The following is a 16,326-nucleotide window of genomic DNA, read 5'->3' on the forward strand; positions in this document are numbered from 1 at the left end:
CATTTTAAGTAGGATTTAGATGGGAAGGGTAATTGGTATAGCTACGTCCAAAGGTTGCGTTACAAAGACATGCCCAAGCCATGCGGAAGCTTAAAAGGTCATTGAGTTCGTGAGGCCTACGGGACACTTAATGGAGGAGACGTTTGTTAAGCATTACATAATAGCAAGTAGCACCCAATAAAAAAGATTTTCCGCAAAAATTTTCTCCAAATAATAAAATGTTACACTGGAAGTGTATAATCTTTTATTCTAAAAAAACTCGGTTTCTATAAGAACAGGCTTATTGATTATAAGAACATTCATTTTAAAATTCTGGTTTACTATCCAATAAATAATATTAATTGTAACCAATTTCCTTGACGTGTACCATTTACATCCAATGAATTGATGTTATCGCCATATTCAATGGCAAGTATTCCTTTGATAAAATAAAGGGACAATCCTTTTTCATAGGTTTTTTCTTCATAGGTAATATCCCTATTATCTAATATTCAAGATTCTTTGTTAGTGTGCACGCATTTTATAATGCATGCCTTTTTTTGTGGTAATTATATATATCTATGAATATTCACAACAAAGACCGCCCAATATGTATTAGTCTATAAGGCGGTCTTAACTGTATTCATGCTATATGATTATGACAAAAATATCGACATTATTCTATAGAGATATTAGAAAAATATTTTGTTACCCATACATATGCTAAATATCTTAATTTTATTTCTTAATTTCGGTTTTTATCCTACAAAAATAGGATTTTTTGAATAGACTTATATATTTTTGTCAATCCTTTTGTATAAAGGGGTGATTGATATGCCAAGACCATCTATAAAACGAAGTAAGGTAGGAAGATTCCTTGAAAAATATGGATATACTCATGCTCATTTGACTAAAATGACTGGATTAAATAAGAATACGGTTACTAAAGTTTACACTGATTCTAACTATATACCAAATGGACAAACTATGAAAAAAGTAATGAAGGCACTTAAGCGATTAGATCCCAGTTTAAAAGCTGAAGACTTTTATGATGTATGAAAAGGCACCAATAATGTGCCTTTATTTATTTGCTTTCTTTTAAAAAATTGCCCCCCTATATCAATAGAAGGGCAAAGGTCTGTGCCTGCCTGTCACTAGTCAACCCTCGAAAGGTGACATCTCTATTCATATCCAACATATACACAATCTAAACTTTCTACTTAAACATATATTTTTATTTCCTATTTACATAACAAACATTATCGATACTATAGCAAAACAACCCTAGAGTTGTAACTCTAGGGTTATCTAAGTAATCATTGCTAAGATAAAATAAAACTTGTTTCCTTTTTCAATACGACTGTATTTTCATAAACTAATCTGCATTTCCACAAGTAGAGAAAACTTCTCTATTGCTTCTACAGTCGGTTCTGTTCTAGATATTCTTTTAAAGTTTGCTGTAATGTTCCTTTTGCTTCTGCTTTATCCTCAAAAGAGATTCCTGAGTGAATCATTGTTCGCACCAAGTCAGCACGTAAACCTGTAAGGATGGCTTTACTTCCCATCATTGAAATACCAGTTAATATTTTTTGAAAATGGTCAATGACATGCATCTCCATGTTAGCAATTCCAGACAGGTCCATAATTAATGTTTGAATCTTTAAATCTGAGATGCCCATCAACACTTTCTCCTCAATCGTTTGGATACGATTGATGTCAATCATTCCGATCAACGGTAGTACAGCTACAGATTGGCTAAGTGGTATAATGGGCACCGATAGATTTTCAACTAAGTCTCTCTGGGAGGCAATTAATTCATCTTTATACTTGGAATAACTAATGAGAAAAGTGTTAAGAAATTGATCAATCCGATCATTAATTCGTTTCTCTAAGGCATAAAATTCTTCACGACCATTAAAATGGTTATTTATTCGATCATATTGATAGAGAAAATGCCATAACGTTCGCCTAATGGCCTGTACCCATTCTAGTTTGAAAGCAAGAGTTAAGGCGTGCTCTGCCCAGGCTACTCCTTCTTGTTGAGCGAAAGCAATGAGTTGTTCTTCTTTTTGCTCTACGACATAGAGAGATAACTTTTGAGCATTTTTCAAAAGATCAATATTTCCAGTTTCTAAAATGTCGTTAATCTTAGAAGCTACGTTAACCGCCTCTGATAAGAGCTTATCCTGGAAATTCTGTTTGTTGTCCCTAATAAAATCGGTCATTTTTTCTCTCTGATTATAAATAGTTTCCATTTTGAATACACCCCTTATTTGTTTATTAATTATCGTTATCCTTAGTTAGTATCCCTAAATGAATGATTACCAATTTTCATTTTTAGTCTTTGTATATAAACGAATGTCTTCCTTCTTTGTACTAACGATATTAGATATGTTTTTAAATAAAAACCAACAGAGCTTTTATAATGAATCTTTAAATCTGGATCTATCTATGGCCGTACCCATTTATTTCGACATGATAAAGGGTTAATTAATATCATGTTCGCTAGCTGATATCCATTTAGATAGTTCATCAAAAATGTTCTGGACTTGTTCTTTATTTAACGTGTTAACATTCTCCCATGCACTAGAAATATAAGTCTCTAGATAGTTTGGATAGTAAATGGATTCAGTAAGAAGGGCTTTATAAAACAAAGGCTTACCACCTTTATCTACTTCACCTTTATACCTATAGTTTTCAAATGTCCAACCCTCTTTTGTTTTTTTAAACTGATACAGGTCCTTATGTCCCCACTGAGGGCTATAAATTCGCATTTTGAATCTAGATGCACTACTCAATTTTAGATACCTCCTATCTCCTCAAAATATCAATTTTAAATAAGACTCTTTATATTTTCACCCTCAAAACATGTATTTAAAATCCATCTTTTATGCCATATATATCCTTAGTTTCCACCTATGTTGCGTCTCTCATATAACATCTAATCCCCATACAAAATTACATTCTTTTGGTTTTTTACAAATTTATTTCATTTTTGAAATCTTTATTTCAATTATGGGAAGTAATAACTTATAATTATACCCTATGTTAAAATAGATTAAACTTTAATTTGCAATATTTCTTTAAATAGTGAGAAGGGGGCTCAGTGATAGATGACAATAATTAAAATTAAAGAGATGTTAGAAACTTTATTACAGTATGAAGATAGTGAAATTATTCATACCATTTATAGTGTACATAATACCTTTTCCCTTAGCTATTCTAAAGAACTAAAGACCTTTCAATTGAGGAATGTTGAAACAGGTGAGATTGAACGTTTTACAGATGTGGAGACTACATCTATAGCTCTGTATAAAATAATAAGTACTGGGGAAAAGGAAGTCACTGAGTAATAAACTATTTTTAAGGTTTAGATAATGAAATTTTTTTAAAAAAAGAGACTACATCATTTAGAGATAGGCTCTTTTAGATTTGAATATATAAATTCTTTTATTTCTACAATTGAAAGACCTAATTGATAAGCTTCCTTCATAAGACTAATCCATTCCTGGTCAAGCTTATTCTCTTCTTCTAGCACACGCTTCCTCCAACCTTCCTCATTCAGATTTATTAGATTTCAACACTCAATAACAGTACATGAGAAATTGATACTATTTATTCAACATATTTCTTCTCATTTCCTGCAATATAAGTCTTTTCATATAATTAATTAAGGTTTAGTGTAGAAAAAAGTAAATTTAAAGAATTATTATTGAGGTTTTGAGCAAACTAAACAAGGTGCAATACAGCATCATCTAATGACTACTGTTAATTCAACTTACAGCAAAAGACCATCTCTTTTGACTGGGAAGAGATGGTCTTTTTTGTATATAGTATGAACTCATAATTATCATAATCACACCTCACAAAATTAAAAAAGAGCCATTTATTATCATACGGCTCCTTTTACTAATTTATATACTTTTGATGATTGCTTCTCTTATCAATAAGTTATTTATTATACGTCGTATCGGTATCTCTATGATTATCAGTGTTAAGAACATGTTTATCTAGATACTTATGGAAAAACCATTCACCAATCGTTATAACAATTGCTGATATTATAGAGCCCTGAATAATAGTGCTGGTATTTCCAAAAAGAGATGCGCCCATTATCCAGATTACTAAAAAAGATAAAATAAGATCAGAAATTGTAGCGATAATGTTTCGTTTTTTGTAGTCTGAGTCATCAGCAGCATTTCGATATACTAACAAATCGCCAAGGGCGTAAGCGACAACTGTAAGGATCAAACTGATCAGCATGCTGTCACTAAAACCATAACTATAAATGCCTGTTAGTATGATACCTAAGACCACAGCACTCATTACAAACTTTATAATAAGAGCCTTTAGATGTTTCATTTTATCTTTCTCCTTCCTTTCATTAGCTTTTTAGGGTTATATACCCAATTTTAAGGAGAATACTCTCTTTTAGATTGAAGAAAGAGTTATCTATAATAAGCCTAATTTTTAGATGGCATAATATAATATCCTACGTCATCTAAATCAACATAATGTTCTTTATTATTGCATACAAAAAAGCCCTTTCAACAAGGGCCTTTTAAAGCATTTTTATATAACGAATTTTTAAAGTGTTCCTTACCATTATCAACTAGAATCTTTTTATTAATTGGGTTACTCTCCTTTTAAAGCCTTTCTATTTGGCGCCTGAGGCGGTTGTTCTAGCCATTGTCGGTTGACCATAATATTAAATCCCTTTTCGGCATAAATTAATATTTCTCCAATTACTTTACTATAATAAGTAACTAAATCCAGCCGCATAGATAAAGATAAAGCATGTCCGATAAGTGTCACATCAATGGAATTTAAAAAATGAAAAAGCGCAACGATAAGTTTGTCGGAAAAAGGAGAAACGGTTGAATTTGTTACTTCCATACTAACAGGAACCGTGCCAAGAAGTTCTTCTTTTTTTAAAAGCTCATTAAAGAAATTAATTTGTTTTTCTGATATTTCCATTCCATCTTTTATATAGTTTTTAATTTCTTTGTCTTTAATTACCTGTAATAAGCCCATACAGAGTAACACCGAGAAATAGTTACGCTCAATATTGAAGAATATTTCGGTAAGTTCGACCGCATTTAAAGGTCTCTTTTTTCCCATGGCTGCTATGATATAAGATTGTTTTTTTATATATTCAACTTTCTCAGGATAAGTAATCATAGGTGGTCGATCATAAATCCCTTTAGATAACATTAAATTTGTAGATTCTGCATAGAGCTCTGTAGCCTGGTTCAAAGCTTTAGTGAAGAAATCAAGAACATCTGCCCGAGCAACAGTAGAAGTAGCAAACCCTAAGTTAACCATCGCCATACGATTCATCGAGTACACAAAACTCAGAGCAAAAAGATCATAAAAAAGGGGAGGAGCTGATAAATTGATATCCTTTTCCGTAAATCCATCGGGTAAAGGGATACTTTCCTCAGAAAAAATGTTCTTAATTTGGTTTAGATGTGTTTGAGAGATATGTAAAGATTTTTGTAAAATAGGCTTTATTTCTTCATCTTGCAAGTGATGAAGAAAATACTTTAACAAACAAGTGGACATTGTTTCTTGAATATAAACTCCCCATAATCCTCCAATTTCCGGACTTGACAACCTTACATTACGCTTAACCATTGATGCCTCCTAATTACATGTATTTATCTTGAGTATTGCATTTCTTTCTCTAAATTATTCTTTTCCTAATCTTTAGCAGGATAAAGAACATCTTTACTTATAGTTACCATAATGGACTTTATAAGAAATGAAGATGATATACTTTAAGGGCTGATATGGAAGAAATTAAAAGTGAAATCTTAAATAGATTAAAATAAATAATTAGTACAACTAATACTAAATTCTACTGAATACGATTTTCTGCATAGAGCGCACTACTTGAGGCGCCAGTAGGCATCATAATGCTAATTCTCCAATTTCCTTGCGAGAATAGGAAAAGCTACTGTTGAGGCCAGTAGCTTTTTTGTTAACCAAATAAATTATCTTGGAAGAGATAGATACTATATTTTATGGTCTCTTAGATCTAGATAACAAAATGTCCCTGGAATTGAGGTAATGATTCATAAAGACTAAGTTATTCCTCATAGTAGTATGCATGACAATTTTCATTAAATTAAGGGTTGTATTAATCAATTATTTAACTTCCCCTCTATATATTTTTATAGTTTTTTTAAAAGACAACGGATCTCCATGCATCTGTATAGAGATAAAATAATATCCTTGAGCAAGATTAAATGAGTTGTTTTTTCTTTTTTATATAATTTAGTATGACTTCACGCTCATCTTCAAATAATAGGTTTAAATGATTAATTTTAGATATTGGTTGCCAAAAATATGAGTCTATAATCGGGACTTTCTTTTCTCCAGCTACTATTTTAACTTCAAAATAGATCATGTGAACATCAACATTATAGGTAGTAGACCTATTCTCGTGTATTTTTTTTACTATCTCTACTTGATAACCCGTTTGATTCCATACTTCTCGAATACAACAATCTTCAAGCCTTTCATATCCTTCGATAGCACCAGAAGGAACAGACCAACACTTGGGCATGTTGGGTTTCTCTTGGGAGACCATTAATAATTCATCTTTATCGTTTAAGCAAATTATTGCAAAACCACTACACGTATTCACTAAGATCTCCCCTTAACAAAACATTATAGGCATACAGGTGTTTCTTATAAATAGAACTCAATCAAACGCGATTATATTCTTAAGCAAATTCTTTAAAAAAGTTACAGCGTGAGCTTAAACACAGACGATTTCTTTATTTGGTAAGTGTAACTTTAAATACCACTTCTGTGTCATCTGCTACTTCAGCTCCTTGATAAAATGTACTATGGGAAACACTATGAGCTATAAATCTTTCACTCGTTTCAGGGATCATGAGAGTATAATGAGTATTCTCAAAAAAGGAATCGTATAATTGATAATCTTGTTTACCTAAAACAGAAAATGAAAACTTAATTTGATCTCTCCCCTTAGTCATTTGTCCATTATTAATAATTCTTTTTTCAAGTCCCACTTCTTCTTTGCTGACTGTAGACGTAGTAAGATATTTTACATTAAATACAACATCATTAATGACTAATTCTTTCACTATTAAGTCCTCCTTCTCTATTTGTTTCTTTTCCTTAATTCGCCAAAGCTTAATAGGTCACCTCTTTTCTAATATATATCTTTCTATAACCCAGCTTAAAAAAGAACTCTTGTTTTTGAACCTCAAATATTTTTGTAATGAGTCCATTAAATATCTAACTAACTGATTAACTAAGTTGTTTTATCTGAGCATGCACAAAAGGTGAAAAAAGAAGGAATTATAGGAACAAAAATACAGTATGAAGGTCGTATAGACGAATTAAAGAATATTTTGGAAAATAGAAAGAAGAAAAGATATTTAGAAACAAAAAACTTAGTAAGAAACCGTCGGAGGTAAACACGATTTATTTTATTAGCAACCGATAGTAAACACTAATATCCAGATACCTAAAGTGGAATTAGATAAAGTAAATAGAAAAGGAAATGGGTTGGGATATAAATAAGGGATTGAAGGTACCATGGGAGAGGAACTAGATTGGCCAAATAGATATTTAAAGAGGATCCCCAAAGACTTTACATCTATATGATAGTAGCAAAATGAGAGGCAGTAAAAAGAAAGAGAATAAAACAACATTTGAAAGGTGAATTCCGTTGAAAGAACGAGAACTTCAAGAAGTAACTCAACATCTAGATGAATTATTTGAAGATTTAATAAACGAGGATATCACAGAAGAGGAATTTAACTATTTTTCTGATGAGCTTTACAAAAGACAAACCAGACTTAGATATGAGATTGAGATTGAAAATGGGATATATTACAGGAATTATTTAAGATTTTAAAACTAGCTAACCAAAAGGACAAGGGTATCTTTTTTTAAGAGCTAGAAAATCATATATTTTATATATACAAAAAAATAGTTAGTTATAACATAAATTGAGAAATCGATAAGCTATTTAACTATTTAAAATAAGAGTAACCTTAAGCAAGAAAAGAGGTTGTTTCTTAGGGAAAGTAATTAAACTTAATAATTGAATCAAACATCTTATTGGTTACATAGATTGTTTAAAAATGACTTGCTATTATTTTAATTAAGGTTTTTGAGGTGTTTTTAAATTAAATAGCCTAAGGCTTTTTTGAGAAGAAAGGGGCTTTAACAATGACCAATCCAAAACTATTATTTAAAAATGTTACATTAGGCAATATAACATTAAATAACCGAATAGGGGTTGCTCCAATGGCACGCACAAGCGCAACTTTTGAAGGTGTGGCAACCAATCAGATGGTATCATACTACACATCGTTTGCCCGTGGAGGATTTGGACTTATTATTACGGAGGCAATTTATACTGATGATAAGTATAGTCAAGGATATTTTAATAATCCAGGTCTTATTAATGAAGAACAAACACAAGCATGGAAGAAGGTCGTCGATTCCGTCCATCAAGCAGGTGCTAAAATATTTGCACAAATAATGCATGCAGGAGCCCTTTCACAAGGGAATTGTTTTATTCACGAAACAATTGGACCCTCGGCTGTGCAACCAAAAGGAAAACAAATGGAATTTTATGAAGGGAAAGGCCTGTACCGTACTCCAAGGGAAGCAACGAAAGAAGACATCACAGAAGTAATAAACGGGTTTGTTAATACGGCTAAACATGCAAAAGCTGCTGGATTTGATGGAGTTGAAATTCATGGAGCAAATGGTTACCTACTTGACCAGTTTCTTACTGATTATACTAATAAACGTACAGATGAATATGGTGGTTCTACTGAAAATAGAGTCCGGTTATTGGTTGAAGTTTCTAAGGCAGTTCGTAAGGCTGTTGGAGAGCATTTTACCATTGGTATTCGGATTTCACAAGGAAAGGTAAATGATTATAATCACAAGTGGGCAGGAAAAGAAAAAGATGCTGAAATCATCTTTGGTCAGTTAGGGCATGCGGATCTTGATTTTATTCATATTACAGAGTATGAAGCATGGCAACCTGCATTTCCAAAAGATGAAGAAACAATTGGAACCAATTCAGGTCTGGATAACAGCGATTTGTCGCTTGCGGCTCTGGCAAAAAAGTATGGGAAAGTTTGTGTAATAGCAAACGGGCATTTAGAGGATCCTGTTAAGGCAAAAGAAATTATTGAAAAGGGAGAAGCCGATATAATTACCTTAGGTAAAGGAGCTCTTGCTAACCATGATTGGGTCAACAAAGTCAAAAAGGGGGACCCATTGGCAAAGTTTGATGAAGAAAAAGTGCTAAGGCCAGATGTTAAAATTAAGGATTTTGAGGTATTGCTTTAATCGTTGCTATCATGAATCCGTACATACTGGACAACTCTTACAATATCTAAGGATCATGGAGGTTGATCGCCCTAGAATATGGGATTAAACCAAGCAAACGCTATAAATATCATATACAATCTTAGTTATCATAATCACTCTTCAAGGAACCAAGCAAGCGAAAGAACCCTTATAGATAAGGGTTCTCGGAAGACTTTTTTTATTGAATATACAGTTTCTTATACATCTTTGGTATGACTGATTTTTTCCCGTTTATCAGTTGAGAGGAATATGTATAAAAAACCTACCTTTTATACATATTCCAGTACACCTAACCATTAGTCCTTATGGAAAAAATGTGCTATTGTTTACTTGCGGTTATATTTTGGTACTTTATAATTAGCAGTCCTAATAAAAAGCTATCTCATTCTACGAGATAGCTTTTTACTTTTATCTTTTACAGCATGCTTTCGGGTAATAAATCTATAGAAAAAATTAGAATAATAAGAGCTAAAAGAAAAGAAATAAGATTAATCCACCATTTATTTTTTGATTTAATACCCCAAATGCCAACTGGTATTACAAATAAATATTTTGCAACAGCCTCATTTACATTCATTACTTCAGGGAGAAAAACACTTGCTAAATAAAGACAAACAGCTATTATTAAAGAATTTCTAATTATGATTAACAAAATAAGTATCCTCCGTAAAACCTATCTTTTGTAATATTTTACCGTATCCTTAATAATAACTGAATTAGAAATTTTGCATATCCTAGAATATCTTATGTTAAGTTAATTCTAATCCCACCAGAAGAATGAGCTGTTTTTGTTCTTGCTTCTTTTTGAGATTTTGCTGAACTCTTGTATTTCTCCATAAGTTCATGAATACTGGCTACTTGTATAATGCGGATATGGTCAGAATTAACAGCATACCGAACAGGTGTAATCAAAATGACAGAAGGGAAGATAGGTGACCGTTCTTCTGGCTGCCAATACAAAGATCTCCACTCATCCGAAAAGAAAAACTCTTCATAGAGATTGATCTTCGCTTGCATGTTCTGTTCGGAATACTGATTGCGCTGAATTTCAATCCAAAAAGGAGATCCTTTAAAAATACAAAAGAGATCGGGTTCAATTCCTCCTTTTCGTCCAGTGGGCTTATCTTCCACAATGACGTGTTTAGGTACACTATACGTACACATTTGTTTATAGACATCCAAGATAGAAAGGAAATGTAATATTTTTTGAGAGTTCTTTTTGATTTTGGCATCTACAGGTAAATAGACCGTCGGAGAATACTGCTGTGTGCGTTCAATGAGTCCTAATCGATATAAACGTACCATGACGCTATTACAAGCATTTACGGGTGATTTGAGCTGTTTAAAGAAGAGGTTAACTAATGAGTCCCTATCCACAGCTCTAAACTGGTTAACAAACGCTATGATGTCTTTATCACGCTGAGATAGTCGAAAGCTCATCGCTGTTCCTCCTTCTCTAATAACCCGAAGATAGACTGTGATACCACTTCTAGTTTTGGTTCAGGATCTTTCACAAGTGTTTTATAAGGTAAAAGTATTTCCTTACAAGCTTCTTCATCTAAGAAGTAGGCTTGAAACTCTTTCACTTCATCAATTTTAATCTTCATGCGCCCTCTGGCTGCAGCATCAATTTCTTCGGCACCGATTACTCCGGCTACTTTTGCATTTATCGCATCGGCCTGCCTTCCAGAGATCCGAACCCGTAAGTTTGCTTTTAGTGCTGAATTCAACAAATCGGCATCGGGACGCTGCATGGCAATAATCGTATGAACACCTAACGCACGACCTTGACTCGCAAACTGTTGGATCATCTCTACAAGATCCGTTTCTCTTTTCACTATGGACATTTCATCAATTACCACAACGATACGAGGCAGCTTAAAAGGTAGCCTGCTGATATGCGTTACGCCATGCTCTAACAATAAATCGCCTCTTCGATACATTTCAGCTCGTAACAAGGCAAAAGGTTTTCGCATATCTTTCGCTTCAAAACAAAGCGCATCCACATGCTCAATCCCATGAAACAGTCCTAAATCAGCTCGCTTGAGATCGACTAATACTAATCGCAAATCATCAGGCGATGTATATTTCACCCATGTTGTGAGGATAACGCGCATAAGACTACTCTTTCCGGCTCCAATTTCACCAGATATCAATAAGGTTTCTAAATCGGCAAAATCCCATGAAACGGGGTTCCCATAGATATCTTGACCAATGCATACTGGAAGCTCCATTTTCTCAATATGGGGATGAATGGCTTCATACTTATAAGTAAGCATCTTAGGTAGGCTTTTGTGATGAACCGTAATACTAAAGTTCTTTAAGCTGCCATTCACTTCAATATTGCTCCCTAATACTTGCCGTAATGCCCACCTTTTTTTCGTTAAAAGCTCGGGATCGATCCCATTCAGTAAGGAAAAGGCGTACCGCGTATAGGTGTGATGATGATCGATTTGATGAATTTTCGGAAACAGATAGGAGGTACGGTCTCCACGTTTCACCATCCGGTAAATCTCTGCCGTACGAAACGCTTTAATAAGCTTTCCACGCAATTTTAGTTTCTCAAACATCTAGAACCCTCCTTAAAACATAAATGTCGCAAAGAAGTAAAATAAGGCTCCATAAAAAGTGACAGGCAAGATAAAGCGCATTACCTTTGCGAACTGATCAACCAGATCAATCACACCCCATCGCTCTAATATTCGTTCGATGAGGGCAATTCCTAAGACAATGCCTCCTATGGTCAAAATAGTGGGGTCAAGCATGGCTAGTGGACTAAAAGGAACAAAGGAATAAGCCCTGAAGGGACGAAGTCTCGTGAGAGGTGGAGGAAAGACTTTTCGAAAACGAAACCTTTGTGTTCTTCTCAAGTTGATACCTTCTTTCATTCGTTCAATTTTTGACTTTTGATTTATGCATAATTTCAGCTCAACGCATCCGGTCGCCCCCTTCGCCTCTTCGGCTCAGCTCCCTTACAGGTTCCATGAAGGGCTTCACTAAGCGTATACAGCTTGTATTAACGCGGTAGCGCTACTGAACTAGCTACTGATTACGTAATAAAGTTACAATTCCTTAGATACTATGTAGCTACTGCAGTAAGCTTGCCTGTCCGCTCGAAAAATAAAAAAGAACCCTTACTGCAGTAAGGGATCATTAGATGATGATGTAACAGATGTTGGGTTTTTATATGTTGGGGGTTGACCTAATGGCTCATCTTTTTCATAGAATAGACGAAAGATTCAAAGGTTTTCCAACATCTAAGGAAGAACGTAATGAGAAGCAGTAGCATCGTGAATTGTATGCCACAAGTTCAAAAAAAGAGAAAACACACTTGAATTAAAAAAGGGAAGGGCAAGCCCTTCTCTTTTTACCATAACCTTTATATTTTCCTCAAGTATCTATATCATAACCCTGAATAGTGAGATTTTATGAAACGTAGATGCAAATTTAAAAAATATAGAAGGATCTGATCCTCTTACTGAGAATGAATTACATAGTTTTTCTTGCTAATTGGGCATTTCTAAATTCAATTGCATTTTTCTTATCATTTTGCAATGTATATATTGATACTACAGTAATAATCAATACGATTGCACTTAGGATATAATACGTATTTTGGTAACCCGTCGCACTGTATAAAACACCAGCAACACTTGAGAAAATCATGACTGATGATTGCTTCGCAAAGTTGAAAGCTAGTAAATAGATTGTAGCTGAAAGGCGAACATCAAATACACTTGTAATATATTTAAAGATTGAGATTAGCAATAATGGCATTTCTACAGCTGCGATTAATCGAACTAATGAAAGAGAGATGGGGCCTACAGCAATGGCACTACCTAATATTCGAATGAAAGTAAGCCAACCAAAAAGAATTAATCCTCGTTTTGCTCCAATTTTGTTAATGAAAAATGGCATAAATACCATTAAGATTGCCTCTATACCGATTTGTAGGGTAACTAGCTTGCTGAATACATTTACTCCTTCACCAGGCGTTGTAAAAAAGTGTTTGTAATAATTGGGGAATTGTTGGTCGAATACATCATAAATGGTAGCTGTACCAATAATGAATAGACCTAACATCCAAAAATTCTTAATTTTAAAGATAGATAAGATTGTTTCTTTTGTTAATGGTTCAGACTTTTGCTTAGATTCTTGATCAGTATTATCAATGTTACTTGTGTTAACTTTTGCCGTGAATAGTAAAACAGCAAGAATTACTGCTGATAATGAGGAGATCCAGAAAATACTACCAGGATTCATTACGAATAGAACTCCACCCACAAATGTCGCAGTTGCACCTGCAATTGATCCAAATAACCGAGCGCGTCCATATTCAAATTTGTTCGTACGACTTGCCCTTTCGATATAGGATTCAACTACACCTACACCACCATAGAATACAAAGCTTAAATAGATACTGCCAAGGATGGCACCAACAAAAATATTAATGTCTAATAGAGGAATAAAAACATAGCTAAAGAATGGTCCCATAAACATTGCTACACAAACAACTGTTGCAAATAAGTTTTTCTTAAATACTAATTTATCCGAAATGATTCCGAAAAACGGTTGATAACATAAAGCAATTAATGACATAGCTGAAAAGACATAGCCAGATTCCTTAGCTGTTAAGCCTGCTTGTTCTTCCAACCAAATTGGTAAAAAGGTTAATACTGTAGCCCAGATGAAAAAATAGAAGAAAAATAACCCTCCAAAGTTCCAAAAATTCTTCTTGGTTCCCTGCATTTTAAACGCTCCTTTAAAGTTCGAATTGGCTTTCTCATATATAGACTGGCAGTAGAAACCATAAAATAATAATGAAAAGCAGTTCAGCTGCCATTATGTATCATAAAAATATATAAGATTGAAGTAAATCGAAGTATAGCTTCAATGATAGATAAGCTTATAAATCTGTATATGGTACAGGTTTGCCAAAATTAGGCGTTCCGTCTTCATTCCAGTGAATAGCTTGAGCTTTTGTATGACGATTTGGATCATACAGTGGATCACCGATAATTTCTGTATAGTCACGGCAATGATAGATAAGAATATCTTCTTTGCCATCTTCACTTACTGTAAATGAATTATGACCAGGTCCATATTGATGATTTTCTAAATCGCTTTGAAATACAGGCTGTGGAGATTTTATCCATGATTTTGGATCTAATAAATTTGCATTTGATTTAGCAGTGAGCATACCCATGCAATAATTTTCATCTGTTGCACTTGCAGAGTAAGTTAGGAAGATACGATCATGTTTCTTTAAAATAGCAGGTCCTTCATTTACCCAAAAACCTCTAATTTCCCAGTCAAATTCAGGTTTTGTAAGCATTACTGGGTTTCCTTTAATTGTCCAAGGGTTTTCCATTTCTGCTATATAGATATTTGAATTCCCTTTGATTTCTGGGTCCTTTTGTGCCCACACGTAATAAAGTAAATCATTATGTTGGAAAGTCGTTGCATCTAGGGAAAATGTCTCCATATTCGTTTTAACCTGTCCTTTTTCAATCCAATTTGGACTCATAGGGTTTTCTGAATCATTTTCAATTACATACATTCTATGGGTGAACATGCCATTTTCATCTAACTCTTCGGTATCCGTCGCTGCAAAATACACATACCATTTGTTATTAATAAAATGTAATTCTGGGGCCCAAATTAATTTACTCATTTCACCTTCATTATGCTTTAACCAAACTGTTCTCGGTCGTGCAAACCCTAATCCTTGAATCGTTTTTGCACGTCGAATTTCGATACGATTATAAGCTGGAACAGAAGCAACAAAATAGTAATAACCATCTGTATGCTTATAAATCCACGGATCAGCTCTTTGGATAACGATTGGATTCATATATTCGTAGTTAGTTTGCACTTTACATTCCCCCAATTTCAGATTAATCAAAATAAAGAAAACGCTTACTATTATGAAATATATAATCAATACGTACAAATGTCAATATTAAAAGAATTAATACGTACAAAAATGTACGTACAAATAAATGGTTTATTGTTATGAGAGCAGATTTATTTCGGAGAATTCATTTATAAAAACCGATGTTTTTTTGTTCAAACTATCGGAAGAAAAGAATAAAATCCTCCAATAATGGAAGGTTTACTTTAAATCGAATTTGTTGATTCTTGAATAACTAAAGGAATAGAAACTGTTTAGCTACTGCAGTAAGCTTGCCTGTCCATTCAAAAAATAACAAAGAACCTTTACTGCAGTAAAAGATCAGTAGTTGGGGAGGTAAGGTATGATTGTTTTTTATTATGTTTGGACTTTACCTAGTCGCATATATTCTTCATGAACTGGATGAGAGACCTAAAGGTGTCCCAAGGACTAAGTAGAACGACTGTGGGATCAGTACGAGGTTAAAGAATGAGATGTCTTATTTTTTAAAAAGGATGAGCACGAGTTCAATAATGGTTCCATTTATTATGTCAGGCATTATGACCAAGTTGTAGATATTTGTATATTATATTGCTACTGTAAAACATAATTATTTGAAAATTTAGATATATGTAAGTTCATTTCTACATTTATAAGAGTCTACGCATTACAAAGTTAGCCAAATAGCATAGAGGAGAGAAAATATTTGAAGAAAGATTACTCATATCGAGAGAAAAAAGTAATGACTATGAAAACTGTTACTGAAATGACTGGACTTTCTGAGAGGCAAGTTCGTTATTATGAAACTCAAAAGCTTATCTTTCCTGCACGTACTTCCTCTCGTACCCGTAGATATTCTTTTTCTGATATTGAAACACTAATGGATATTGCAGAAAAAATAGAGGAGGGAGTTCTTACACGAGAAATTAGGGATGATTTTGATAAGAAGAGAAAAAAAGGTAAGCATAAAACGAATATTAGTTAAATAAATGCTCGTTGTCTATCCACTTAAACCACTTTACTTGCTGTTAAAGAATAGCAGTCCTTATTAAGTTGTCTAAAATAAAGACCTTTCAATT

General features: G+C 33.5%; 18 protein-coding genes and 1 pseudogene. 6 read left to right on the plus strand and 13 right to left on the minus strand.

Annotated elements, in window-relative coordinates:
- Positions 1 to 813 precede the first annotated feature (813 nt).
- Positions 814 to 1,038: a helix-turn-helix domain-containing protein gene (locus SB717_RS27135; RefSeq protein ID WP_410905617.1), complete on the plus strand. Its 225-nt coding sequence runs from the start codon at positions 814 to 816 to the stop codon at positions 1,036 to 1,038.
- A gap of 359 nt (positions 1,039 to 1,397) precedes the next feature.
- Here SB717_RS27135 and SB717_RS27140 read toward each other — a convergent pair whose 3' ends face one another.
- Positions 1,398 to 2,234 carry an STAS domain-containing protein gene (locus SB717_RS27140; RefSeq protein WP_410905619.1) on the minus strand — a complete coding sequence of 279 codons (837 nt, stop codon included), beginning with the start codon at positions 2,232 to 2,234 and terminating at the stop codon, positions 1,398 to 1,400.
- Positions 2,235 to 2,465: 231 nt separating this feature from the next.
- Positions 2,466 to 2,777 (minus strand): hypothetical protein, encoded by a 312-nt coding sequence (locus SB717_RS27145; protein WP_410905621.1) that lies wholly within the window; start codon positions 2,775 to 2,777, stop codon positions 2,466 to 2,468.
- A gap of 315 nt (positions 2,778 to 3,092) precedes the next feature.
- On the opposite strand from SB717_RS27145, the gene SB717_RS27150 reads away from it, so the two are divergent.
- Positions 3,093 to 3,332 carry a hypothetical protein gene (locus SB717_RS27150; protein ID WP_410905623.1) on the plus strand — a complete coding sequence of 80 codons (240 nt, stop codon included), beginning with the start codon at positions 3,093 to 3,095 and terminating at the stop codon, positions 3,330 to 3,332.
- A 53-nt stretch (positions 3,333 to 3,385) separates the two neighbouring features.
- Here SB717_RS27150 and sinI read toward each other — a convergent pair whose 3' ends face one another.
- The 5 genes from sinI to SB717_RS27175 form a co-directional block, all read right to left on the minus strand.
- Positions 3,386 to 3,517, minus strand: a complete 132-nt coding sequence (gene sinI / locus SB717_RS27155; RefSeq protein ID WP_080743106.1) for a DNA-binding anti-repressor SinI — start codon at positions 3,515 to 3,517, stop codon at positions 3,386 to 3,388.
- A gap of 413 nt (positions 3,518 to 3,930) precedes the next feature.
- On the minus strand, positions 3,931 to 4,341 hold the full coding sequence (locus SB717_RS27160) for a YndM family protein (RefSeq protein WP_410905625.1): 411 nt from the start codon (positions 4,339 to 4,341) through the stop codon (positions 3,931 to 3,933).
- 273 nt (positions 4,342 to 4,614) lie between these two features.
- The gene (locus tag SB717_RS27165; RefSeq protein WP_410905627.1) at positions 4,615 to 5,616 is read right to left on the minus strand and encodes a DUF3231 family protein; all 1,002 of its coding nucleotides are present in this window, start codon (positions 5,614 to 5,616) and stop codon (positions 4,615 to 4,617) included.
- 610 nt (positions 5,617 to 6,226) lie between these two features.
- Positions 6,227 to 6,631: an NUDIX hydrolase gene (locus SB717_RS27170; protein ID WP_410905629.1), complete on the minus strand. Its 405-nt coding sequence runs from the start codon at positions 6,629 to 6,631 to the stop codon at positions 6,227 to 6,229.
- A gap of 133 nt (positions 6,632 to 6,764) precedes the next feature.
- Positions 6,765 to 7,097, minus strand: a complete 333-nt coding sequence (locus tag SB717_RS27175; RefSeq protein WP_410905631.1) for a hypothetical protein — start codon at positions 7,095 to 7,097, stop codon at positions 6,765 to 6,767.
- A gap of 590 nt (positions 7,098 to 7,687) precedes the next feature.
- Here SB717_RS27175 and SB717_RS27180 point away from each other — a divergent pair.
- From SB717_RS27180 to SB717_RS27190, 3 genes and pseudogenes are all read left to right on the plus strand, one after another.
- Positions 7,688 to 7,876: a hypothetical protein gene (locus SB717_RS27180; protein WP_410905633.1), complete on the plus strand. Its 189-nt coding sequence runs from the start codon at positions 7,688 to 7,690 to the stop codon at positions 7,874 to 7,876.
- A gap of 317 nt (positions 7,877 to 8,193) precedes the next feature.
- Positions 8,194 to 9,333, plus strand: a complete 1,140-nt coding sequence (locus SB717_RS27185) for an NADH:flavin oxidoreductase (RefSeq protein WP_410905635.1) — start codon at positions 8,194 to 8,196, stop codon at positions 9,331 to 9,333.
- 7 nt (positions 9,334 to 9,340) lie between these two features.
- Positions 9,341 to 9,421 (plus strand): annotated as a pseudogene (locus SB717_RS27190) (DinB family protein); the annotation flags it as partial.
- Between the two features lie 348 nt (positions 9,422 to 9,769).
- Here the strand turns inward: SB717_RS27190 and SB717_RS27195 are convergent.
- From SB717_RS27195 to SB717_RS27220, 6 genes are all read right to left on the minus strand, one after another.
- Positions 9,770 to 10,006, minus strand: coding sequence for a hypothetical protein (locus tag SB717_RS27195; RefSeq protein WP_410905637.1), 237 nt, complete (start codon positions 10,004 to 10,006; stop codon positions 9,770 to 9,772).
- Between the two features lie 92 nt (positions 10,007 to 10,098).
- A complete protein-coding gene (locus SB717_RS27200) occupies positions 10,099 to 10,794 on the minus strand; it encodes a hypothetical protein (RefSeq protein ID WP_410905639.1) in 696 nt (231 codons plus the stop codon).
- Positions 10,791 to 11,924, minus strand: coding sequence for an FtsK/SpoIIIE domain-containing protein (locus tag SB717_RS27205; RefSeq protein ID WP_410905641.1), 1,134 nt, complete (start codon positions 11,922 to 11,924; stop codon positions 10,791 to 10,793). Before SB717_RS27205 ends, SB717_RS27200 begins: the two co-directional genes overlap by 4 nt.
- A 12-nt stretch (positions 11,925 to 11,936) precedes the next feature.
- Entirely contained in the window at positions 11,937 to 12,224 is a 288-nt protein-coding gene (locus tag SB717_RS27210; RefSeq protein ID WP_410905643.1) for a hypothetical protein, read from the minus strand.
- A gap of 619 nt (positions 12,225 to 12,843) precedes the next feature.
- Positions 12,844 to 14,190 carry an oligosaccharide MFS transporter gene (locus tag SB717_RS27215; RefSeq protein WP_410905682.1) on the minus strand — a complete coding sequence of 449 codons (1,347 nt, stop codon included), beginning with the start codon at positions 14,188 to 14,190 and terminating at the stop codon, positions 12,844 to 12,846.
- A 70-nt stretch (positions 14,191 to 14,260) separates the two neighbouring features.
- Positions 14,261 to 15,229 carry a glycoside hydrolase family 43 protein gene (locus tag SB717_RS27220; protein WP_410905645.1) on the minus strand — a complete coding sequence of 323 codons (969 nt, stop codon included), beginning with the start codon at positions 15,227 to 15,229 and terminating at the stop codon, positions 14,261 to 14,263.
- Between the two features lie 724 nt (positions 15,230 to 15,953).
- Between SB717_RS27220 and SB717_RS27225 the strand changes: the two genes are divergently transcribed.
- Entirely contained in the window at positions 15,954 to 16,232 is a 279-nt protein-coding gene (locus SB717_RS27225) for a MerR family transcriptional regulator (RefSeq protein WP_328251751.1), read from the plus strand.
- Positions 16,233 to 16,326 lie beyond the last annotated feature (94 nt).

This window comes from Priestia sp. SIMBA_032, assembly GCF_046535215.1.
Taxonomy (GTDB): domain Bacteria; phylum Bacillota; class Bacilli; order Bacillales; family Bacillaceae_H; genus Priestia; species Priestia aryabhattai.